Raw genomic sequence first — 22,636 nt, 5'->3', positions numbered from 1 at the left:
CCGGTAGTCTTTTGAATTACCTTAGAGTAAAACATCTGATTAATATAATTGTTCTGTCCCAAAGTTCTTAAACACATCAATATCGGGCGAACCCAAACACAGTAAGAACATTTAAAAGTAGTAATTGTTTTTATATAAAAAACTGTATATGATGAAAATAAAATCTATCCTCCTCACAATCAACGTCTTGATTTTAACAATTTTTATAAGTTCGTGCAATAACACCTCAAAAAACAGCACAAACAACGAAAGCGGAGTCGTTGAAAAAGACTCTGTACTCGCTAAAAAACTCCAGGCTGATGATTATGGCATGAAGCAATATGTAATGGTATTTTTAAAATCAGGTCCAAACAGAAGCCAGTCCGACGATGAAGCCAAAGCAATTCAGCGTGCTCATCTTGATAATATAAAACGCCTGGCAGAAAAGGGTGTACTTGTAATGGCAGGTCCCTTTTTAGATAATGGTGAATTAAGAGGTATTTATATTTTTAATGTGGAATCCATTGAAGCGGCCAGAGAATTAACAGAAACGGATCCGGCTGTAAAATCCGGGAGACTGATTATGGAACTACACCCGTGGTACGGTTCCGCAGCAATACAGGAACTGCCTGAAATACATCAGCGTATTGCGATGAAGGATATATAGATTGTATAGACACGCTATTAGTGTGTCTATACAATCTCCTTATCCTTATAGGCATTTACAAACAGAATATTAGACGTATCGTTGAAAGACGTAAAATAGTCCAGACCCAGTTTCAGGTCGTCAGTGGTAAATCCAACGATTGTTAAATCGGCATCCTCGGAATAGCGTGAAATAATGCGGTGCGGATCCTTTCCGTTTTCAAACGGAATCAGCTCCACATTGGACGGTGAGATGGGCAAACGTCCCGACTTAATCAGTTCCATCAGCGCGGCTTTCTTATGCTCCACATCTTCCTGTGGTGTCAAAGAAAAAATCTTGATGACCCCGTTTTTCCAGTCCGGATGCCCCACAATGATATAAGCCAGCAGAATCATCAGGTTCGAGTTATCATAATCTTTCTCACTGATCCAGATATGTATGGTCTGATGATAACCAAATCCTTTATAGGTTGTATTCAGAATGCATACGTCAAATGCTCCCGATTGAATTAAACTGTAATTATCAAGTGCATTTCTAAGCGAATCCGGTTCAGTATGCGAGAACTCAAACAAAATCATATTGTTTCCCTTTCCCGAAATACTGTTCAACTGAATAACCTGTGCTATGGCAGAAGTATAGGAAGGACTGATAATGGTATCGAGGTAAACCCTGTTTTTACTTCCGCTTGCCAGTTTGATTAACCGTTCAAGAACCACTTTCGATTCATCGCTGGTTTTCCGGTTCAGCAAACCTTTAATATAATGAATGTATGTACCGAATCCATATTTGTACGAGATCCACCGGACAAGGTCAAAAGCACTGCGCCTTTTAAAGGTATCTTCGGAAATACAGATCAAAAATGGCCGCCAGCTAACTTCCCTGTCCTCTTTATTGGCACGCTGTGCAAACACCTGCAGTGACCGGCTCAACTGAAAAACCACGCCTTTAAATAGTTTTTGCAACCCTTTCTTCTCTTTATTGTTTACACTAACCCAATGATAAAACAGCGCCATCAATAATAAGGAAAGAGCTGCATACGGCAGGTTCATTTTAAACATAAGCCAGAAAGACAATAAACCTCCGATTAATGAATAATACCACCTGTTATGTTTGAATGTTGGCCGGTATGACGGATCAGCAGCAAAATGTTCCAGGAAGGAAATAAGACAGATGGCACCATAGGTCACCATAAAAAACATGGAGATAACCTTTGCCACAAAATCCACATCGCCCATTACCACAAAAACAAAGGCAATGATAATGGTGATCACAGAACCGTTTATTGGCTCATTATCATTCTCACGGCCTTTTGACAGCCAGTTATTAAACCATGTTTTGGGGAATACATTATCGTAACCTATTGCCTGAAGCGTTCTCGGTGCAATCATAATTGAGCCTAAAGCAGAAGAGAGCGATGCAGCAGCCAGGCCAATGGGAATAATCGGTCCCCATAATGCAATATCCTGCATTATCAGCTGATTTGAAGCCAGATCCTCCGGAGAAGCACTAATGGCCAGTTTATAAGCCACACCAACGTATATCAGCATTCCTACCACCGTAGCCCATATTGTTCCCTTTGGTATTGATGTTTGCGGATCCTTAAGATCACCGGATAAGCCTATTCCTGCTGCCAAACCGGTAAATGCGGGGAAAATAATTGTAAACACATAAAAAAAGCTGTCAGGTGCGAGAATATGTTCACTGGGATTAAATTCGGTTCCCGGCTTTATGGTATGACCGAAAAAGAACATCCCCAATGCCACAAATAAAACAGCCACCACAAAATACAATGCCTTAACCCCAAGATTAGCGCCTTTGGTCAGGATCAGAACTGCCAGGATGGCCATGGTAACGATCTTAATCCATTGTACATGAATAACAAATCCAGTGGATTCCGAAATATAGTTCAGTAACGGATGAAAAGCCTCACCAAAAGCAATGATGTAAAATGCCACACTGATGGCCTGCGAAAGATACAGCGAAAACCCTACGGCTCCGCCAATATTTAAACCAAAGGAACGTGAAATAATATAATAGGCTCCTCCTCCCTGTACGCGCTGGTTCGTAGCTATTTCTGCAACAGCCAAAGCTGTCGGAATGGTTACCAGATGTCCGATTAATATGATGGTCAGTACGCCTAAAAGACCGAGGTTACCGACGGCATAACCGAACCTTAGAAAAAGAATTGCTCCAAGTATTGTTGATATAGCCGTCAGGAAAACAGGCCAGGTACCGAATGTTGCATTTTTATTTACAAGAGACTTTGCCATAAAAAGGTTATTTCAGTAAAAATAAAATATTTAAACACACAAAGCAAGATTATATCTCTGTTGTTCAAATGTTTGTAAAACAGCGTTAAAAGCTTTAAATTTACTAAACTTTTAATCCTTCACCATGTTCGATGTCATAAACTAAAAAATAAGACAGATGAAAAAAGGACAAATTGCAGGAAAAGCACCCAGAGCATTTGAAATTGAAAAAGGTAAAACCTATGCATGGTGCAGATGTGGCCGATCTGCCAATCAACCGTTTTGCGATGGTTCACACAAGGTAACTGAATTCACTCCTGTAATATTTAAGGCAGAAGAAACGAAAAAGGTATTTTTCTGTATGTGCAAACAAACTTCCACACCTCCGTTCTGTGACGGGACACACAATACATTAAAGTAAATGCATAAAAAAACACCCTTCTGAAAACCAGAAGAGTGTTCACATATTTTCATAACGTTTATCAATATGCCCGTTGGTTTTTACCTTCGATGTAATTGATAAATGCTGTATTAACTACCTTATTTCCACCAGGCGTTGGATAATCTCCGGTAAAATACCAGTCACCCCTGTCGTTCGGACAGGCTACATGCAGATTTTCCACCGTTTGATACACAATCTGTACTTCGGCCTGCATATCTTCAGGAGTAAGCATTTGGGCAATTTTAGCAGAAACCTCTTCATCTGTAAACCCGGCATAAATCTCTTTTACATAATTTACAATTTCTTCTTTTGGAAGATATTGCTGAGCCTTACATTTTTCATAAACGTCATCAATAACCTTTTGCTTGCCCTGATCCTTTAACAACTGTATTGCTGCGCTGAATGCACAGAAGTCGCCCAGCTTTGCCATATCAATACCATAGCAATCCGGATAACGGATCTGTGGAGCAGATGACACAATGACGATCTTCTTAGGATGCAGCCTGTCAAGGATCTTCAGGATACTTTGCTTCAGCGTTGTACCGCGCACGATGGAATCATCAATAATTACAAGGTTATCCTTCTCATTCTGCACTATGCCGTACGTTACATCATACACGTGTGCCACCATCTCATCGCGGTTATCATCATCCGTAATGAACGTACGCATTTTAACGTCTTTAACCGCTATTTTCTCTGAACGGTGCGTCATTGAAAGAATCTTATGGATTTCATTCTCATCAGCATCTGGTCCCAGTTCCTTTAGTTTCGCTATTTTCCACTCGTTCAGTTGCTTCTCTAATCCGCGCATCATTCCCAGAAATGCAGTTTCTGCCGTATTCGGAATATATGAAAATACCGTATTTTCTATATCGTGATCCACTGCTTCCATCACCTGCGGAATAAGCAACTCACCAAGATGTTTGCGTTCATTATAGATCATTTTATCGCTGCCCCTGGAAAAATAAATGCGCTCAAAGGAACATGACTGACGTTTGTGCGGCACGCGAACCATTTCTTCACTAACCGTACCATCTTTTTTAATGATCAGGGCATGACCCGGCTGAACTTCACTTACCTCGTTCCAGCGGACTTTAAACGCCGTCTGTATCACAGGCCGCTCAGATGCCACCACAACTACTTCGTCGTTCTTATAATAAAATGCAGGTCTGATTCCCCATGGATCTCGCGTTACAAAAGCATCACCGTGTCCGATAATACCGGCTATTACATAACCACCATCCCAACGCTTACTTGATTGCTCCATGATCTTTGCAATGTCAAGGTTTTTTTCAATCAGTGACGAGATCTCCCTGTTCGTAAAACGTTCATTTTTAAACTTCCTGAACAAAAACTGATTTTCTTCATCCAGAAAATGACCTATATTCTCAAGAACTGTTTCAGTGTCTGTATAACTTTTGGGATGCTGACCCAATTCAATCAGGTGATTGAAGATCTCATCTACATTGGTCATATTAAAATTCCCTGCCAGAGCCAGGTTACGGGATTTCCAGTTATTATTTCGCATAACCGGATGACAAAAATCAACTGAATTACGACCGAATGTCCCATAGCGAAGATGCCCAAGGTAAACGTCACCTATGAATGGAAGGTTATCTTTTACCCATGGTATATCCTGATATTTGGATGGATCATCGTTGGTAAACTCATCGAATGAGCCATAAATATTTTTAAAGATGGCCTGGATCGGATTCTGTTTAATGGAGCGTTCCCTGAATATATATTCCGTTCCGGGACGCTGATCTATTTTAACACTAACCACACCGGCACCATCCTGGCCACGGTTGTGCTGTTTTTCCATCATTAAATACAACCTGTTAAGGCCATACATCCACGAACCATACTTCTCCTTATAATACTCAATGGGCTTGAGTAAACGGATCAGCGCAATCCCACATTCATGTTTAATCTGATCACTCATCGAACTTAAGTTGCTTTATATCAATCAAAAAAGGCAGTATCCACTACTGCCCTTCATTATATTCTTGTTCTGTATTCCTCTTCAGCTCGGGAAACTTAATCATGGCCGGCACAACCGATATATCATCGGCCATATCGGGAAAAGCCTTTTTGTACCTGGCTTCCATCTTCATCGCCTCACTCTGCGTCCTGAAATTTCCTGCCTGTACCCTCCAGTATGGGGTAAAGAAGAGCACCTCCACATTGGCATCCGCTCCAAACTTCTGATATACCATGGCTTCAATCTGAAATGCCTTATCCTTAGAAAGCTTCTGGGAGTTTCCCCTGTATAACTGGACCCTGAAACCAGGAATTCCATCTTTACGTTTATTGATATTCTTTTGTATATCGAAAATTTTATCCAGCCTTTTGTCCCTGTAATAATGCACAACACCACCATCAGTAGAGGAAGCATAAATAAATTTAGTGGAATCAGCGTTTTCAGAACGCGTCGTTTCAGGATTTGTTAAGACCATATTTGTCTGACCAGCAGCTACAAACACAGTTGAAAACAATACTAAAAATGCTAAAAAATTCTTTAACATGATATCCCTGAATTTGAGCTGCAAAAATAGGTAATTAAAATGATGTTTCAGAATAAAAAGTTTTAATTATTAATCTAAAATGTTAACCGGCACACATAATAACGGGCATTCAGCCTGATGTAGTATGTATTTCACAGAAACGGATAACATCTGACCCAGAATATCATCTGTCATATCTGATACAAATGCTATCATATCCGCTCCCTCTTCTTTTGAAACGGCAACAATTTTTTGTGGCACTTCAACAGATACCAGCTCTTTGGATGAACATTTCAGATCACGCTCCCTGAAATATTCAAGCGTTTGTTTGACATATATCTGAACCTTGGCCAGCATTTCTTCGTAAGGACTATCCGTAATTCCCAGCACCATAATTTCAGCATCCAGTTCTTTTGCCAATGCAGCAACAACAGGAACTTTAACCCGGGTATCCGATTTATCTTCAATCGGAAGAAGGATCTTCTTTACAGGTCTTGTTTCCATGCTTTTCCTGACCGCAAAAACAGGCTTTTCAGCAGCTGCAACAATTCGGTATGCATTACTGCCAACGAGATAATCCTTTAAAGATGTATTACCCTGTAACCCGGTTAAAATGGCATACACATCCTCCGCCTCGCTTTCTTCTATTATTTCATGGGTTATACTGCCATGTCGAATCACAAATTCAAATTTTCCGCCTGCTTTATAGCCAGATTTAAAATTTTTGACAACACTTTCAAGATGCGATTTTATCTCATCATCAGGAAATTGTTCTTCGTTTGATGTTGAAAATCCCAGGTAATAGCTTTTTTTCTTTTTCACATGGATCAACCGGATGGACAATCCTACGGCATTCGCCAGTTCTAATGCCTGCTTAACCGCAGCCATAGACTCTTCAGAGAAATCAACAGGAACCAGTAGTGTTTTCATCATTTAATATTTTTCAGGCACGTAAGTGTGCACGGTTTAATATGTTCAATCCGTATAAACAGCTTTCTTGTTCTCTAAAGATATGACAAAAAGGACATAAAAAAAACCGGATAAGTTTATCCGGTTTTTTAGTCCCTTCGTTCGTTTTAATTTTTTCTGAATGGGCTTTCTTTAGTTACTGAACCATCGGGTAATTCATAATAAATTTCCCCGTTTCTCGAGAAAACCAGTGGGATCCCCATCTTACGGTTTTCTTTTTTTACAGTTTTAATGGCTTCGTTTCCGATTTTCTCAATCTCAACGCCAATTTGGAAAACTTCCAAATCATCCATTTTTTCAAACCTCATAAAAAAATACATTACATTACGTCCTGCAAATATAAATCAAAAATCTCATTGTTCTTGACGATGTAGTCATTTTTTTTGCCAAAGGCAACTTCCATGAACTTATCATCCGAGTTAAAAAACATGTACCAGTTGTCCACTTCATGACGGTACTGATTCCAGAAATTCCGCTTACTACGGTAGAAGCGGCGTACTACATCAGCATCGGGAACATAGTGTCCACCTTTAATAACTCTTTCCTTAATTCTTTCAATACAAATCCTTGGGTGCTCCAAAAAAACAAAAATAATGGTGATCTTATATCCATTTTCTCTGATCTTTGGCCAATACCTGTGAAAGTAAGAACCTGAAAGGGTACTCTCTATTAAAATATTATTTCCCTTTTCAATATTTCCATATAATCGTTGAAAAAACACCCTGCCTGCGGATAACTTGGCTGATTCCATTTCCGTTGGATTCAGCTCCCGTGCTATCTCATCTGCATTTATAAAAATATAGTCGTTTTGCTTTAAAAACTGTCGTGCAAACGTACTTTTACCGGAACCGTTAGGCCCGGCTGCAATAAACAAATGTTTTTCCTGATCATCCATGTGCTCTGTTTAAGCTAATTATACAACCACTCTTCTCTTGTTTTGTTCTGACTATTTAGAAAGAGCAGAATATTTCCGTATCTTTTTAAAATAATAGGTCAATACAATTGACCCCTGCATAACAAGTTTTTTACCGGAGCTATCCGAACCGGAACTTATGAGAGGTGTATAAAATTTCTTCAGTTTAAAAAACTCCCTGTGCGCCCTGTAAACCGCCATTAAATGTGCCGGACTATCAGTAAATAAAAATTTTACCGCAGCAATTCCATCCAGAATCAAACGCTTAAAAAGAATTTTGTTCCAGTCTGCCTTTTCGGTGTTTTTATACATGCACAACAGACTATTCCTGAAATTCAAAAAGGTTTTGTGTGGATTTCCCATAGCCAGCGAGGCGCCTCCAACATGGTAAATTACCGATTCCGGTATGTTCACAACTTTATATCCACTGTTGTTAACCTGCCAGCAAAAATCAATCTCTTCCATATGGGCAAAAAAGCGTTCATCCAGTCCACCAAGTTCTTTGTACACCGATGCTCTTGTTACCAGGCAGGCACCACTGACCCACAGACATTCTGCATTGGTATCATACTGTCCTTCATCTTTCTCAACCGTATTAAACATACGACCACGACAGTACGGATAAGCATATTTATCAATGAAACCACCAGCTGCTCCGGCATATTCAAATTTTGTTTTATCCTTATAGTCCAGAATTTTGGGACCACAAACGGCCGCCTCCGGATGGGTATCAAGAAAGGATATCAGTGGTTTAAGCCAATCTTTCGTCACCTCCACATCAGAATTCAGCAACACGTAAAATTCTGCATCTACCTGCTCAAGGGCTTTATTGTAACCTAATGCAAATCCGTAATTTTCTTCGAGTGGCAAAATCTGCACCTGAGGATATGTCTTTTTTACAAATTCAACTGAGTCATCCGTTGAACCATTATCAGCTACAACCACAACAGTATCCTTATCGGCAGAATACTTTGTTACCGAAGGCAGGAACTGCTCCAGCAAGGCTTTTCCATTCCAGTTTAATATGACAACAGCGACTTTCATTTATAAGACTTAAGACACAAGATCCAGGACATAAGATTTATTTTTTGTTCACTAAGTTTACAACTCCTCCGCGATCAACTCTTCCGGCTTTTTGCGTTTCCAGCGTTTATGTGACCACAACCAGAGTTCCGGTCTTTCTCTTATATCGTTTTCCAGCAATTCAAAATATTTTCTGGTAATCTCATGTGGCTCCGTTTTGGAAGCATCGTCAAACATAGGAATAATTTCTGTCTCGTAATAACCACGACGAACTTTTTTCATCTTCATATACCCCACTGCAGCACCCAATTTCTGAGCAATTTTCTCACCCCCTTCAAAAACGGCTGTGTCCTGATTCAAAAATTTCACCCAGTACCGCACATCAAAACTTCCCGGGTTCTGATCCGCTATTAATCCGGAAACACTTCGTTTCCCTTCGTTGTGAAACTTAATGATTTCACGGGCTGAGCGTTTCATCGGAATTGGGGTCACACCGAAACGCTGCCGGATCTTCAAAAAATACCGATCAAAATACTTGTTTTTAAGTGGCTTATAAACCGTAAAACACTGTAAATTCTCAATCCAGAGCGGCATGGAAGTTATCCATTCCCAATTGGCATAATGCCCCAAAAAAATAATGACATCCCTGCCTTTTTTATTGGCATCTGCAATCAGTTCAAGATTCCTGAATGTGCACCGTTTTTTTAAGGTCGGCTTACTGAATGCATCCAGTTTCAGCGACTCTATAAAATAGTCAGCCAGATGCTTATAATACTTTTTAGTTATGGCATGAATCCATTCAGGTTCTTTTTCAGGAAATGCCCTTTTTAAGTTTTTGGCGACAACCCGCTTGCGGTAGCCTGCAATGTAATACATTACAACGTACAGAAAATCTGCCAGAACGTACCATACCCGAAGAGGCAACCATAAAAACGGTCGAAAAAAAATGAGAAAGATGTAAAAGCCTAATGCTTTCATTTTTTTGTCATAATGGTACTGACTGCTTCAAAAAACTCAGGAAAGACCTTCGGTGCGGCAGCAACCATTTCTTTGCCAAAAAGATAATTTCCGGTCCCCTTAAAATCCGATACCTTACCGCCACTCTGCTCTACCAAAAAAGCTCCTGCTGCCACATCCCATGGGTTCAGGTTATACTCATAAAATGCATCGTACCGGCCTGCTGCCACATACGCCAAATCAATTGCGGCGGATCCTAAACGGCGTACTCCATGCGATTTTTCCATGAAAAAGATCAACGATGCCATAAAGTTTTCCAGTAAGCCAAATGCCTTGTAAGGAAATCCGGTTGCTATAAGGGCATCGCTTAACTTTGCGCATCCCGAATTGCGGACTTCTTTCTCATTGATAAATACTTTTCCGCCTTTCCAACTGTAAAAACACTCATCGCTGAACATCTCAAGAACCACACCGATCACTATATCATCATTTTCCTGCAAAGCCACACTTATGCTGAATGGCGGCGATGCATGCATGAAGTTAGTGGTTCCATCTATCGGATCAATAATCCAGTTATAAACCTCGCCTTTTTTGTCCGATGTTCCTTCTTCGGCTATAAACCCTGCTTCGGGAAGAATCCTGCCCAGTCCCTCTACCAAACGTTTCTCTGACAGCTTATCGAATTTGGTCACAAAATCGTTCTTGCCTTTTATCTCAATATCATCACCGGTCATCGATTTGCGCTCACTCATAATAAAGCGGCCTGTTTCTCTAACAAGTTTAACAACCTCGTCGCATACATTTTTATAATCCATTCTTTATATCATTTTACAGGTCATGGTTTCAAACTGATGCTCCATGCCGGTTAATTTCACATGTGTTATTTTGTTGATCATCTCAGGCGTGTAAGCGTAGCTCACCTTGATATAATTATCTGTAAATCCAAACATCATTCCACCATTATTCTGGCTTTCAAACAGAACCGGTCTTACCTTTCCGCTTTGCGATTCATAAAAGGCCCGTGTCTTTTTATCAGACAACATCAGTAAACGCTGACTCCTTACCTTTTTCTCTCCTGCCGGCACCCTGTGATCTATCTTTAACGCCTGGGTACCTTCCCTTTCGGAATAGGTAAATACATGAAGTTGTGACACATCCAGATCCGAAATAAAGCTATAAGCCTCTTCAAACTGTTGTTTGCTTTCACCATTCACACCCACTATCACATCCACACCTATAAATGCATCCGGCAATTTATGTTTGATAGTTTCAACCCTGTTTTTAAAAAGTGTTGTATCATATTTACGGCGCATAAGTTTCAGAACTTCATCCGATCCGGACTGCAACGGAATATGAAAATGCGGTGCTATGTGTTTTGAACCGGCAACCAGATCGATAATTTCATCGGTCAAAAGGTTTGGTTCAACCGAACCGATACGGAATCTGACATCCGCATCAATGCTATCCAAAGCTACCAAAAAGTCATAGAAACTTTCTTCGCTCCCTTTACCAAAATCCCCGATATTTACACCGGTAAGTATGATTTCCCGGGCTCCGTCACGAATCGCTTCTTCAGCAGTTTTTATGGTCTCTGCCACACTGCCGCTACGGCTACGGCCACGTGCAAACGGAATGGTGCAGTAGGAACAATAATAATCGCAACCATCCTGAATTTTCAGAAAACACCTGGTCCGGTCCGAACCGGAGTATGACGGATAAAATGCCTCTATATCTTTTAGTTTGCTTACATGCACCTCTGCCCGGCTTTCCTTCTCCATATGGTCTATAAAATCCAGCATCCTGAACTTTTCGTTTGAACCAAGGATCAGGTCTACGCCTTCAATATCTGCAATTTCTTCCGGTTTTAGCTGCGCATAACACCCTGTTACCACTACATAAGCGCCGGGATTTTTCCGTATCTCAGAACGTATGGCATTGCGGCATTTTTTATCAGCAAGCTCTGTCACAGAACATGTATTGATCACAACCAGATCAGCCTGTTCACCCTTTGCAGCGTTTAGAAAACCTGCATCTTTTAAGGTGGTACCGATGGCGGAAGATTCTGAAAAATTGAGTTTGCACCCGAGTGTATAAAACTTTACCCTTTTTTTCTGAAATACAGAGGTATCAATCATCTGTTAAAAGCCTGTAGATTCAGTGTGCAAAGGTAAAATAAAAAGCCAAATGTGTCTGTGAGAAGATTGAGTGGCTGGCAATTTTTCATTATTTTTAGCATTCAAATTCAGGACATGAAGTTTTTTAAACTGATAATAATATACTTTCAGGGAGCAAATACCAATTGCCTTCTCACACCCCCGGCCCCTGAAGGGGCAAGCCTTCCCGCACAAAATAATCCATTCAGGGAATTAAAGATTACAATTATCAACCATTTTACTATTACAACAATACTGTTGCTTTTATTCCCTTTTGTGAGTTCCTGCAGAGATCAACAAATGGAGATCAGACCCGGTGCCTGTCAGACATTGGAGTATTTACCACTGCTTCAGAAAAGATCTGTCGCACTGGTGGTCAATCATACATCCCATATTGGCCAAACACATCTGGCCGACTCCTTACTGAACCTGGATATTAATGTGAAACAGATTTTCAGTCCCGAGCATGGCTTCCGTGGAAATGAAGATGCAGGTGCATTGGTAAAAGATGGTATTGATCCCAAAACCGGATTGCCTGTAATCTCGTTATACGGATCGCACAAAAAGCCACAACCGGAAGATTTGGACAGCATCGACATTGTGGTATTTGACCTGCAGGATGTAGGCGTTCGATTTTTCACTTATATTTCAACGCTTTTTTATGTGATGGAAGCCTGTGCAGAAAATAACATTCCAATCATTGTATTGGATCGGCCTAATCCCAATGGCGATTATGTGGCCGGTGCCGTACTGGACATGGACCTTATATCGTTTGTCGGAATATTACCTTTACCTGTGGTTTACGGCCTTACGATGGGTGAACTGGCCCGAATGATCAACGGCGAAGGCTGGTTGAAAGACGATCTGCAGTGCGATTTACGGGTGATCAATATTCAAAACTGGGATCATAATACGCGCTACGAACTTCCTGTAAAACCATCACCCAATCTGCCCAATTATCAGTCAGTACGCTTATACCCTTCGCTTTGCATTTTCGAAGGAACCAATATGAATGTCGGACGCGGAACCAGTTTTCCATTTCAGGTGATCGGGTATCCGGATTCAACGTACGGATCATTTACATTTACACCGGAATCGATTAAAGGCATGGCATTGAATCCTAAACATAAAGACGAACTGTGTTACGGGATTGATCTGAGAAACATTGATCCGCCAAACTTCACCCTGCAATACTTCTTTGATTATCTGAAAATTACGAAAGACACTGCCGCTTATTTTGAACGCCCCGAATGGATTGAAATGCTGATGGGTGATCCTGATTTTATTGAAAAAGTTGAAGCCGGACAAACTGAATCACAAATTACGGAAAGCTGGCAAACGGATTTGAATGCCTATCTGTTGATGCGAAAAAAATATTTACTTTACCCCGATTTTGAAACGGCAAACAAGTGAACAAGGTTGAAGAAAAAATAACATGCACACAGTGCGGCAATTCCTTTCACAAGGAAGATCTGACGGTAATTTGCTCTAACTGCTTTGCCTGCACCGGTTGCGAGCGCTACCTCTGTCCGGTGTGCGATGTGGCCATTGTGATCACACCTGTAAAACCCATGTGTGGATTGGATGGGAAACGGCTGGAATGATGCCGATGTTAATTCTGTCATCCTTTCAGGATTTACAAAACTTACTACATAATTACATGTTACAATTATATCAACCCTTCGGGTTTCGTTATTTTGTACTAATTCATCTGTAAATTGAGCTGAATCCCAAGGGGATGTCATTATTGTAACCAAAAGAATATGACGTAAAGTAAAACCCGGAACAGGTGATATTATTAATGGGATCAGACATTTCCTTACTGCCATGCTTCGCACCAATTTTTAGCTCTCCATTGAAACTCACGAAATCAAACATTCAAATAATATCGTTAAACGACAAAAAGAAAACTCCCCGTTACAAACTAGGAGCTGTGCTGCGTAAGACTGAGAAAATGGTTGAACCTAAGACCAATTTTCCTTTTTTATTGCTTGTTGTACATTTAATGTTATTTCTTTTGTAAAACCTTATCCAAATTACGAACCAATTTATCAATATCTAAATTTGTAATTATCAAAGGTGGCAAGAACCTCAAAGTATTTAATTTATAGCCTATCACCATTCCGTAATCAAACAGTTCCCTACTTATCAACTCACCGTTTACCGACTCCTTAAATTCTATTGCCAACATTAATCCTCGCGCTCTTACTTCTTTTATCTTTTCAGGATATCTGAATTTAATCTGATCAAGCTGTTGTTTAAAATAATCTCCTGTTTCCCTCGATCTTTCAATCAGGTTGTTTGTTTCTATTATTTTAATGACCTCAAGAGCAACCGAGCATCCCAAAGGATCATTTTGATGAGACTGAGCGTATCTCAATGGTTTTTGCTCAAATTTACCTGCCAGTACCGAGTTTATCGTAACTGAACTAATAGGATATCCATTGCCAAGGGCCTTTCCCGCCACGACCATATCAGGGATAAAATCATAATATTGAAACCCGAACCATTTCCCTAGTCTACCTATACCGGTCGTAACCTCATCAGCAATAATAAGACAACTATTTTTTCTACAATCCCGGATTAATTCATCCATAAATTCATTATCAGGAAATCTTATCATTTCGACGGACGCACCACCGGTTTCAACTACAAGAGCAGAAATATCTGTAAAATCAATATGATGGATTGAATCTGAATCATTAAATCTTACATTAACTATTGATGCATTTTCATCAGATATTTGTCCAAATCCATAAGCGCTCAAGTATGAATTATTAATTTTTAGGATTTTCTTCTTTCCGGTAAAATGTCTGGCTAATGTTATTGAAAGGTTCACAGCTTCAGAGCCAGAACTCAAAAAGACATTTGCCCCGTTCTTAAACCCAATTAACTGTTGAAGTTTTAATGAAAGCCTTTCCGCAGAATTATTTCTAAAATGATATCCATGATGAATTGACTCTTTGATTTGCGTATTTATTCGCTTAATTACCTGCGTATTGCTGTGCCCGATATTAGCACACCACACTCCCGATTCAAAATCTATATATTTCTTTCCGTCTGAATCAAACAAATAACAATCCTTTGATTTTACAATCAGCTTATCGCTGCAACTATAAAATGGTATAATATCCTTCTTCATTCTTCAATATAAAGGGCAAAATTTAACTTCCAGTTTTTCTCTCGTTCTAATGTCTTTATCGTCCGGCTTTCCCATGAATCTGTTTAATATCAAGTCTTAGGATCTCCATTTGTGCGTAAAAATCATCACACCTAAGTAGTTTTTCTTTCATAACAGAATCTGTGGTTTCCAGATGATGGAGCAAAACACGCATCCCATGTTTTTTCTCCTCTACATCACCTATTATCTGCATATCGCCCCAAAAAACAACAGATTTATATTCGTGTCCACACTCATTTATAATATAACCGCCATCCTCAATCACTGTTGCACAAACTCTATTATTAGCGTTCAGGAAATCAAGTTTCAGCCCTTTAGGAGCACAATGAAAATATAAGGATTGCTTCTCGGGATCGTGGCCATAACTAAGCGTTACGATATATGGCTCATCCTCCCTGCACATGGAGATGATCGCATATTTGCCATTCTTTAAAATCCGCTCCATCTCTTCTTTGTCTTTAATCTCACGATTTGGGCGGTTATGTAAGTGATATTTTTTCATTTTAATCTGTTCAAAAGCATGAAAATAGTCAATCATGGAAATATATCGTATTATCTGATTAACTAAAATAATGTTTCAAATGGTAATTCTTACATAACTGTTCAAGCAGGAAAACAAGACCGGTTCAATACCGGATTCTAAAGTACATAAAATATTACTTGTACCTTGCATAAAGTTTTTATGTCTCCTTAAAAGTCAATAACTGTTTTTTGTAATAAGTTCTTCCAGGGCATTGTGCAAATCCTCAATACAGGAATCCGCTTCATCGGTGAAAGTTCCGCTATTGATAAAGCACGGTGATGTAATGATAAAATACTCTTTTGTTTCTCCGTAATATATGGGGATGCACCATGAATACATCTGCTGAGACCGGATAAAATCAATCAGCTCCTGCTTTTGGGCTATGGGATAAAAATCGAGAATAAGTGAGGAACTTACCGGCGTATCCACATATTTTTCAAACGCTCTGTCTGGATTTTGATATTTTATAACAGCAAGCGGAACATAGGCATTTTTTGGATAATCGTTGATATCAAAATTATCCCGTACGATTTCGCAATTCCATCCCGCAGGTGCTGCACTACAAAAGTCGTCTAAGGCTGGATTTTTTTCCGTTTTCTCACAGGAAATGCAAATTGCAAATACAAATGCGATGGATAGTAATTTATAAATGGGGTTCATTGGTAACAGTTTGACATTTAACCTGTAAAAGATGTTTTTCTAATCGCTTTGGTTGCATTAACACAAAAAGAAAAGCCCCTCGCTGTAACAAGGGGCCGTATATTAAATCTTATCCTGATGTTCATCGGGATCTCTTTTAAAAAAGGAGAACATCTTAAACGCCTTCGTGGGCTGTGCGGCGGATAATTTCGTCCTGAAGGTCGTAACCCAGGTCGTTGAAATAATCACTGTAACCCGCCACACGTACAATCAGATCGCGGTAATCCTGTGGCTTTTTCTGTGCATCCTTTAATGTGTCTGCATCCACTACGTTAAACTGGATATGGTGACCGTTTAACCTGAAGTAACTCCGTACCAAAGCTGCCACTTTCGAAATGGCCGTATCATCTTTAAAGAAAGCCGGTGCAAATTTCTGGTTCAGCAGTGTACCGCCGGTTCGTAAATGATCAATCTTGGCTGCTGAGCGAATCACAGATGTCGGTCCCTGGCGGTCAGCGCCCTGAACGGGGCTGATCCCTTCTGACAGCGGCACTCCCGCTTTACGTCCGTCCGGCAGTGCCTTGATCACACTACCAAAATAGATGTGACAGGTGGTTGGCAACAGGTTCACCCGGTGATAACCGCCGCGACTGTTGGGCTTCCCATCTACTGCATCGTAATAAATTTCAAACACATCACGCAACTGATCATCGGCAGCATCGTCGTCGTTACCATACTTCGGTGTTTTATACAACAGTTCATACAGGAATTCAGTATGGTCTTCAAAATTGTCTTTCAGTATCGCAAGGAACTCTCCCATTGACAGCGACTGTTTGTCGTACACATGCACTTTTAAAGCCGTTAGGGCATCGGTAATGGTTCCCATACCCACACCCTGAATGTATGAGGTATTGTACCTGGCGCCACCGGCATTATAATCCACTGCATTATCGATACAATCGTCGATTATCAATGACAGGAAGGGCACCGGCATATGTTTGGTAAATACCTTTTCGATGGTATTATTGCCCTTTATTTTAATATCGGTAAAGAAATTCAGCTGCTTTGTGAAAGCTTCCATCAGAGCATCAAAAGTGGCAAAGCTTTCCGGATCACCCGTTTGCAGACCAATCGTTTTTCCGGTTCTGGGATCCGCACCGTTATTCAGTGTTACTTCCAGCACCTTAGGAATATTAAAGTAGCCGGTCAGCAGATAAGCCTCTGTTCCAAACGCGCCACTTTCAACACAGCCGCTGGCACCACCATTACGGGCATCGATCAGCGATTTTCCCTGGGCGGTGAGTTCCTGTACAATAGCATCCGTATTAAAAATGGAAGGCTGGCCAAATCCTGTTTTCACAATCTTAACAGCCCGTTCAATGAACTTATCCGGATTCAGCTTACTCAGCTGTACCATGGAACTGGGTTGCAGCAGGCGCATCTCCTCAATCACATCCAGCAGGATATACGACATTTCATTCACGGCATCGGTACCATCTTCTTTTACACCACCCACATTGATCAGACAGAAATCTGTGTAGGTGTTGCTTTCCTGTGCGGTAACTCCGACTTTTGGTGGTGACGGATGGTTGTTGAATTTTACCCAGAATGCCTGCAACAGTTCAACAGCACGTTCTTTGGTGAGTGACCCGTCTGCCAGGCCTTTCTCGTAAAACGGTAATAAGTGTTGATCCAGACGACCGGGATTAAACGAATCCCATGGATTCAGTTCTGTAATCACTGCCAAATGAATAAACCAGTAATGCTGTAAAGCCTCGTGAAAAGTTTCCGGAGCATGCGCAGGCACCTTATTACAGATACGGGCCATCTCAAGCAACTCAGCCCTTCTGGTCTCATCCTTTTCTTTTTCAGCCAGTTCTTCCAGGGCATTGGCATAACGTTCAGCCCAGATAATAAGTCCTTCTGCTGCATGACGCATTCCCTTCAGTTCTTCCAGTCTTTCTTCTGAACCGGAATCGTCAGACTGTTGCCATTTTTTTTCTGAACGCTTCACATCCTCAATAAGGTCAAACATTCCTTTTTTCCAGATCTTTTTGCCGCCTACGGTATGCCCCGGCGCACGCTGTTCCTGAAATTCTGTAAACATTCCGGCCTCATATGCCGCATGCCATTCTTCAGGCAGCGCATTCATAATGCGGTCACGGTTGGTCCGTCCCTTCCAGAACGGTGTAATCACTTCCTTGTAAATCCGTTTGGTATCTTCACTCACTTTGAATGAGACTTTTGGTCTGGTGTCCAGAATCTCCATGTCTTCCGGAGAATGAAGCGATATTTCAGGGTAAGTGGGTGTGGCCTTAGGTTCCGGCCCGCGTTCGCCTACTATCAGTTCACCTTCGTTAATACACAGGTGCTTGTTTGTGGCGATGTATTTAAAACACATGCCTCTTTGAACCGGGACGGACATTTTTTCTGCGTCCGGTTTCTTATAAAATTCAGTAACTAAAAGCGCCCTTTCCGGATTCAGCCGGTTCACGGCATCCAGACTTTGTGTGCGTAATTTAGAAATGCGTTCGTTCATTTTGCCTATCCTCCAATAGTGGTTAAAATTCCTGCTTTTGTGTATATCCCGACGATGTCGGTCAAATCTTCTTCGTATAACGATTTGATCCCTTCCATGCGGTTCCCGATACCAAATCGTTTGTATTTATGCGCTGCAATGGCGTGAAAAGGCAGTAAATCCACCTGTTCCACACTGCCGTTCAACCTTTTAATATGCGATGCGATCCTTTCCTGCTCCTCTGCAGAAAAGTTAAATCCCGGAATGACCGGTACCCGGATCCTGATTCTTTTTTCGTTCGTAGCCAGGCTTTCCAGGTTTTTTAATATCAGCCTGTTGGGAATTCCTGTAAATGCCTCATGCTTTGCCGAATCAACATGTTTCAGATCGAACAGAAACAGGTCGGTCATGGGCAAAATCCGTTCAAAATTCGACCAGGCTGTCTGTCCCGATGTATCCACAACCGTATGATAGCCCTCTTTCTTGCTGTGAATCAGCAGGTCTTCCAGAAAACCGGTCTGCTGCAGGGGTTCTCCTCCGGAGAATGTGACACCTCCACCCGATTCCTCCATAAATACCGCTTCACGTTCCAGAACACGCATCACCTCTTCTGTTGTCCAGGTCCGGCCGGTTTCCTCCGTTTCATTCATCACACATCCGTCCACAATAATTTTCTTGTCTGACACCAAAGGTCTCGGATCAATGCTTTCGGGGTTATGGCACCATGCACAGCGGAGCGGACATCCTTTAAAAAAGACGGTAGTGCGGATTCCGGGTCCGTCATGAACGGCGAAACGCTTTATATCATAAATAATACCTGACAATTTAATTACGAATTAGTAATCCTGCGCTAAAGCTTCGGATAATGATAGAATTATGAATTATTATAGAAAACGAAAAGAGGAAATGTTCCGTATGGGAACGTTATCAGAGATTATAATACATACGGCATTCAAAGAGACCTTTGCCGCTTGCATTATTTTGGATGATATGTAAATTGAGGTAAATCATTGGTACAAATGTACTAAAGTTTTGATATGTTAATTCAATGCAGGGCCATTTTTTACATGCATGCTAATACATTGGATGATTCATCGTAAAACCACGCATCAAAAACACTTATAACCTAAATCCGAATAACCTGATCCTGTATGTTTAAGTTTTGCCCCTTCCCTTTTGTCTGTTGTATCATCTTTTTATGTATTTTAGTCTCACCAAAGTGAAAAGAACCTGTATCTCCTGGATACAGTCGGATATAACCTGTTATGCAAAATGAACATTACATTCAACAAAAATAAAGCAACTTAGAAATCGGCTTTATCGCCTCAAATGACTCTTAAAACGGCATGACTGTCAGTATATATGATAGATGTAGGTTATTGTGGAATGACGAATTTAGCCTTCAATAATGTTTCCCAATAAGGAAATTATTTGTATTTTTGTTAAATAATCATGAATGAACAAATACGATGTAATATTTCTAATTAATGCCAAAGAATTTTTAGATAAATTAGACTCAAAGACAAGGGAAAAAATTCTTTTCAATATTTGGAAATCTAAAGCAACTAACGATCCTGAATTGTTTAAAAAACTGGATGGTGAAATTTGGGAGTTCAGAACGAGGTTTAAAAATAAACAAATCAGACTTCTTGCATTTTGGGATAAGAGAGATAATCAAAATACTTTAGTCATTGCAACCAATGGATTTATCAAAAAAACTCAGAAAACTCCCAAAAAAGAGATTGAAAAAGCTGAGAAACTTAAAAATGATTATTTTAACGATTAAAAGAAATTTATCATGAAACAACAGAAAATTAAAACATATTCTCTTGAAGAATTGACTGATGATTATATCGGTAAAAGAGGAACTGAAAACAGAGAAAAATTTGAATTTGAATTGAAATTAGATATTCTTGGGGATATGATTAAAAAAGCCAGGAAAGAACAAAATCTTACTCAGGAACAACTTGGTCATTTAATTGGAGTTCAAAAAGCTCAGATTTCCAAAATTGAGAACAATACCAAAGATGTTAGATTCTCAACTGTTTTAAGAGTTTTTGAAGCATTAAAAGCTAAAGTTAAAATGACGATTGATTTCGATTCAGATTCTCACCTTGAAATTGCCTAAAAGAAACAACTGCATGCAACATACGGTCATAGTGGAAAAGTTGTGTGCCATTTGAAAATCCAACCATACGTTCCGGCACATTTGCCGTTCCGGCATTTTTAAGTTTTGCTCCTTCCCTTTTGTCTGTTGTATCATCTTTTTATGTATTTTAGTTTCACCAAACTGAAAAGAACCTGTATCATATTGATACGCTCTGATATAAACTGTCTTGCGAAATGATCAGAACAACCCATAAAAACAGAACAGCATAACTATTTGTATATATACTTGTTAGCGTAAAATACTAAAACATACTACATCCTATGAAATTTACAGATTTCTATAAAGACAAGATTGTTGTTGTTACAGGTGGTGGTTCTGGGCTAGGACAAGCTATCTGTTTAAATCTTGCAACATGTGATGCTATAGTGATATGTACAGATAAAGATTTAAGATTAGCAGAAAATACTATAGAAATAATACATTCTAAAACTCAGGATAATAATTCCCGGGCTATTCAATTAGATGTAACAAATACTAAACAAATAAGAGATGTAATTACCAATGTTAGCAAAGAATTCGGACGTATTGACTACATGTTTAATAATGCAGGTATTACGATAGGAGGAGAAATTAGAGACTTAAATATAAATCATTGGAAAAAAGTAATTGATGTAAATTTATTTGGATTAATATCCTGTGCAACAGAAGCATTCAAGTTAATGAGTAAAGTAAAACAAGGACATATTGTCAATATAACATCAATATCAGGACTTTTAGAATATACAGCAGTAAGTACTCCATATTCTGTTTCAAAACATGGAGCTGTTTCATTTTCGAAGCTTTAAGATTAGAAGCTTTAGATTTTAATATAAAAGTAACGACTGTTTGTCCTGGTACAATAAAAACAATGATTGGGAAAAACATGGAGCTTATTAATACAAATCAACAAGGAAAACAACGACCAATTGACTTTATTGAAAAAGGTATTTCTCCAGAATATGCTTCTCAAATAATTTTATATGGAGTAAAGAAAAATAAATCATTGATAATATTTCCAACATCATTTAAGATTTATTATTACCTGACAAAAATATTCGGTTTCATTGATAAAAACATGACTCTAAAAATGATTAGGAATTTTAGAAAAAATGATAGATTGGAATAAAGCACTTTATGCAACAGCCAATAATACTGAGAAAGTTGCAAGTGATTCAAATTTGGTGTAAATTTACATCACAAAATAAAAAATTATGCCAAGACAAAGTATATCATTTTCAAAACCCAACGATGAGTGGTTAAAAACACAAGTAGAAAGCGAAGAATATTCGAGTAAAAGTGAACTTGTTAACGACTTGATCAGACAGGCCAGGAAACAGCAAGCTCATATAGATTGGATTAGAGCAAAACTTGAAAGATCTGAAAGAAGTGGTTTTACGGATGATACGAAAGAACAAATCTTAAAACAATCAAAGTCGTTACTTAATGGCTAAATACAGACTAAGTAACGTAGCTAAAGAAGATTTGATACGTATTCACCATTACGGAGTAAGAAAATTTGGCATTACACAAGCAGATTTATACTTTGAATCATTCTTTGAATATTTTGAAATTATTGCCCAAAAACCTTTTGCATTTGAATCTGTAGATTATATAAAAAAAGGATATCGAAGATGTGCTTGTGGTTCCGATAGTATATATTTCAGAGTAAATGATAATATTGTTGAGATCATGGCAATTGTTGGAATGCAGGATTTAAATAATATTATTTAATTATCTGATATTAAAATCATTAATGAAAAAAGTACTATTGACAACAAACGGTCATAGTAG

The 22,636-nt window shown here is 39.5% G+C and carries 25 protein-coding genes; 9 read left to right on the top strand and 16 right to left on the bottom strand.

Annotated features, from left to right (window positions below; genetic code table 11):
- Nucleotides 1-148: 148 nt before the first annotated feature.
- Nucleotides 149-646 carry a YciI family protein gene (locus ACE1ET_RS09665; RefSeq protein WP_375728191.1) on the top strand — a complete coding sequence of 166 codons (498 nt, stop codon included), beginning with the start codon at nucleotides 149-151 and terminating at the stop codon, nucleotides 644-646.
- A gap of 26 nt (nucleotides 647-672) precedes the next feature.
- Here ACE1ET_RS09665 and ACE1ET_RS09660 read toward each other — a convergent pair whose 3' ends face one another.
- Nucleotides 673-2,895, bottom strand: coding sequence for an APC family permease (locus tag ACE1ET_RS09660; RefSeq protein ID WP_375728190.1), 2,223 nt, complete (start codon nucleotides 2,893-2,895; stop codon nucleotides 673-675).
- 157 nt (nucleotides 2,896-3,052) lie between these two features.
- On the opposite strand from ACE1ET_RS09660, the gene ACE1ET_RS09655 reads away from it, so the two are divergent.
- Nucleotides 3,053-3,295, top strand: coding sequence for a CDGSH iron-sulfur domain-containing protein (locus ACE1ET_RS09655; protein ID WP_375728189.1), 243 nt, complete (start codon nucleotides 3,053-3,055; stop codon nucleotides 3,293-3,295).
- A gap of 61 nt (nucleotides 3,296-3,356) precedes the next feature.
- On the opposite strand, the gene ACE1ET_RS09650 is transcribed toward ACE1ET_RS09655, so the two are convergent.
- From ACE1ET_RS09650 to mtaB, 9 genes are all read right to left on the bottom strand, one after another.
- On the bottom strand, nucleotides 3,357-5,258 hold the full coding sequence (locus ACE1ET_RS09650; protein ID WP_375728188.1) for an amidophosphoribosyltransferase: 1,902 nt from the start codon (nucleotides 5,256-5,258) through the stop codon (nucleotides 3,357-3,359).
- A gap of 43 nt (nucleotides 5,259-5,301) precedes the next feature.
- A complete protein-coding gene (locus ACE1ET_RS09645; protein WP_375728187.1) occupies nucleotides 5,302-5,841 on the bottom strand; it encodes a hypothetical protein in 540 nt (179 codons plus the stop codon).
- A gap of 69 nt (nucleotides 5,842-5,910) precedes the next feature.
- Nucleotides 5,911-6,753 (bottom strand): universal stress protein, encoded by an 843-nt coding sequence (locus tag ACE1ET_RS09640; protein ID WP_375728186.1) that lies wholly within the window; start codon nucleotides 6,751-6,753, stop codon nucleotides 5,911-5,913.
- Nucleotides 6,754-6,896: 143 nt separating this feature from the next.
- On the bottom strand, nucleotides 6,897-7,097 hold the full coding sequence (locus tag ACE1ET_RS09635) for a hypothetical protein (protein ID WP_375720266.1): 201 nt from the start codon (nucleotides 7,095-7,097) through the stop codon (nucleotides 6,897-6,899).
- Between the two features lie 11 nt (nucleotides 7,098-7,108).
- On the bottom strand, nucleotides 7,109-7,684 hold the full coding sequence (locus ACE1ET_RS09630) for an ATPase (protein WP_375728185.1): 576 nt from the start codon (nucleotides 7,682-7,684) through the stop codon (nucleotides 7,109-7,111).
- Between the two features lie 51 nt (nucleotides 7,685-7,735).
- A complete protein-coding gene (locus tag ACE1ET_RS09625) occupies nucleotides 7,736-8,746 on the bottom strand; it encodes a glycosyltransferase family 2 protein (protein ID WP_375728184.1) in 1,011 nt (336 codons plus the stop codon).
- Between the two features lie 57 nt (nucleotides 8,747-8,803).
- Nucleotides 8,804-9,703: a lysophospholipid acyltransferase family protein gene (locus ACE1ET_RS09620; protein WP_375728183.1), complete on the bottom strand. Its 900-nt coding sequence runs from the start codon at nucleotides 9,701-9,703 to the stop codon at nucleotides 8,804-8,806.
- On the bottom strand, nucleotides 9,700-10,497 hold the full coding sequence (locus ACE1ET_RS09615) for an inositol monophosphatase family protein (RefSeq protein ID WP_375728182.1): 798 nt from the start codon (nucleotides 10,495-10,497) through the stop codon (nucleotides 9,700-9,702). The genes ACE1ET_RS09620 and ACE1ET_RS09615 overlap by 4 nt, the downstream gene beginning before the upstream one ends.
- Before the next feature lie 3 nt (nucleotides 10,498-10,500).
- A complete protein-coding gene (gene mtaB, locus ACE1ET_RS09610; RefSeq protein WP_375728181.1) occupies nucleotides 10,501-11,817 on the bottom strand; it encodes a tRNA (N(6)-L-threonylcarbamoyladenosine(37)-C(2))-methylthiotransferase MtaB in 1,317 nt (438 codons plus the stop codon).
- Between the two features lie 114 nt (nucleotides 11,818-11,931).
- Between mtaB and ACE1ET_RS09605 the strand changes: the two genes are divergently transcribed.
- Nucleotides 11,932-13,248 (top strand): exo-beta-N-acetylmuramidase NamZ family protein, encoded by a 1,317-nt coding sequence (locus tag ACE1ET_RS09605; protein WP_375728180.1) that lies wholly within the window; start codon nucleotides 11,932-11,934, stop codon nucleotides 13,246-13,248.
- Here the strand turns inward: ACE1ET_RS09605 and ACE1ET_RS09600 are convergent.
- The 6 genes from ACE1ET_RS09600 to ACE1ET_RS09575 all read right to left on the bottom strand — a co-directional run bounded on the left by ACE1ET_RS09600 (nucleotide 13,218) and on the right by ACE1ET_RS09575 (nucleotide 19,520).
- A complete protein-coding gene (locus ACE1ET_RS09600) occupies nucleotides 13,218-13,664 on the bottom strand; it encodes a hypothetical protein (protein WP_375728179.1) in 447 nt (148 codons plus the stop codon). The two genes, ACE1ET_RS09605 and ACE1ET_RS09600, sit on opposite strands and share 31 nt — an antisense overlap.
- Before the next feature lie 179 nt (nucleotides 13,665-13,843).
- Nucleotides 13,844-14,977 (bottom strand): class-III pyridoxal-phosphate-dependent aminotransferase, encoded by a 1,134-nt coding sequence (locus ACE1ET_RS09595; RefSeq protein WP_375728178.1) that lies wholly within the window; start codon nucleotides 14,975-14,977, stop codon nucleotides 13,844-13,846.
- A 55-nt stretch (nucleotides 14,978-15,032) separates the two neighbouring features.
- Nucleotides 15,033-15,461: a pyridoxamine 5'-phosphate oxidase family protein gene (locus ACE1ET_RS09590; RefSeq protein WP_375728177.1), complete on the bottom strand. Its 429-nt coding sequence runs from the start codon at nucleotides 15,459-15,461 to the stop codon at nucleotides 15,033-15,035.
- Between the two features lie 252 nt (nucleotides 15,462-15,713).
- On the bottom strand, nucleotides 15,714-16,199 hold the full coding sequence (locus ACE1ET_RS09585) for a hypothetical protein (RefSeq protein ID WP_375728176.1): 486 nt from the start codon (nucleotides 16,197-16,199) through the stop codon (nucleotides 15,714-15,716).
- A gap of 154 nt (nucleotides 16,200-16,353) precedes the next feature.
- Nucleotides 16,354-18,717, bottom strand: a complete 2,364-nt coding sequence (hypD, locus tag ACE1ET_RS09580; protein ID WP_375728175.1) for a trans-4-hydroxy-L-proline dehydratase — start codon at nucleotides 18,715-18,717, stop codon at nucleotides 16,354-16,356.
- A gap of 5 nt (nucleotides 18,718-18,722) precedes the next feature.
- Nucleotides 18,723-19,520, bottom strand: a complete 798-nt coding sequence (locus ACE1ET_RS09575; RefSeq protein WP_375728174.1) for a glycyl-radical enzyme activating protein — start codon at nucleotides 19,518-19,520, stop codon at nucleotides 18,723-18,725.
- A 632-nt stretch (nucleotides 19,521-20,152) separates the two neighbouring features.
- On the opposite strand from ACE1ET_RS09575, the gene ACE1ET_RS09570 reads away from it, so the two are divergent.
- The 6 genes from ACE1ET_RS09570 (at nucleotide 20,153) to ACE1ET_RS09545 (ending at nucleotide 22,576) form a co-directional block, all read left to right on the top strand.
- A complete protein-coding gene (locus tag ACE1ET_RS09570; RefSeq protein ID WP_375728173.1) occupies nucleotides 20,153-20,482 on the top strand; it encodes a type II toxin-antitoxin system RelE/ParE family toxin in 330 nt (109 codons plus the stop codon).
- Nucleotides 20,483-20,494: 12 nt separating this feature from the next.
- A complete protein-coding gene (locus tag ACE1ET_RS09565) occupies nucleotides 20,495-20,824 on the top strand; it encodes a helix-turn-helix domain-containing protein (RefSeq protein ID WP_375728172.1) in 330 nt (109 codons plus the stop codon).
- A 302-nt stretch (nucleotides 20,825-21,126) separates the two neighbouring features.
- Nucleotides 21,127-21,651, top strand: a complete 525-nt coding sequence (locus ACE1ET_RS09560; RefSeq protein ID WP_375728171.1) for an SDR family NAD(P)-dependent oxidoreductase — start codon at nucleotides 21,127-21,129, stop codon at nucleotides 21,649-21,651.
- 77 nt (nucleotides 21,652-21,728) lie between these two features.
- Nucleotides 21,729-21,971 (top strand): hypothetical protein, encoded by a 243-nt coding sequence (locus ACE1ET_RS09555; RefSeq protein ID WP_375728170.1) that lies wholly within the window; start codon nucleotides 21,729-21,731, stop codon nucleotides 21,969-21,971.
- 85 nt (nucleotides 21,972-22,056) lie between these two features.
- Nucleotides 22,057-22,296, top strand: a complete 240-nt coding sequence (locus ACE1ET_RS09550) for a ribbon-helix-helix domain-containing protein (RefSeq protein WP_375728169.1) — start codon at nucleotides 22,057-22,059, stop codon at nucleotides 22,294-22,296.
- Nucleotides 22,289-22,576: a type II toxin-antitoxin system RelE/ParE family toxin gene (locus tag ACE1ET_RS09545; RefSeq protein WP_375728168.1), complete on the top strand. Its 288-nt coding sequence runs from the start codon at nucleotides 22,289-22,291 to the stop codon at nucleotides 22,574-22,576. Before ACE1ET_RS09550 ends, ACE1ET_RS09545 begins: the two co-directional genes overlap by 8 nt.
- Nucleotides 22,577-22,636: the final 60 nt, after the last annotated feature.

This window comes from Quyinboa mangrovi (genome assembly GCF_042219825.1).
Classification (GTDB): Bacteria; Bacteroidota; Bacteroidia; order Bacteroidales; family UBA5342; genus JBHJHP01.
Note: the sequence above shows the minus strand (reverse complement) of the source record. Positions and strands in the feature narration are given on the sequence as shown.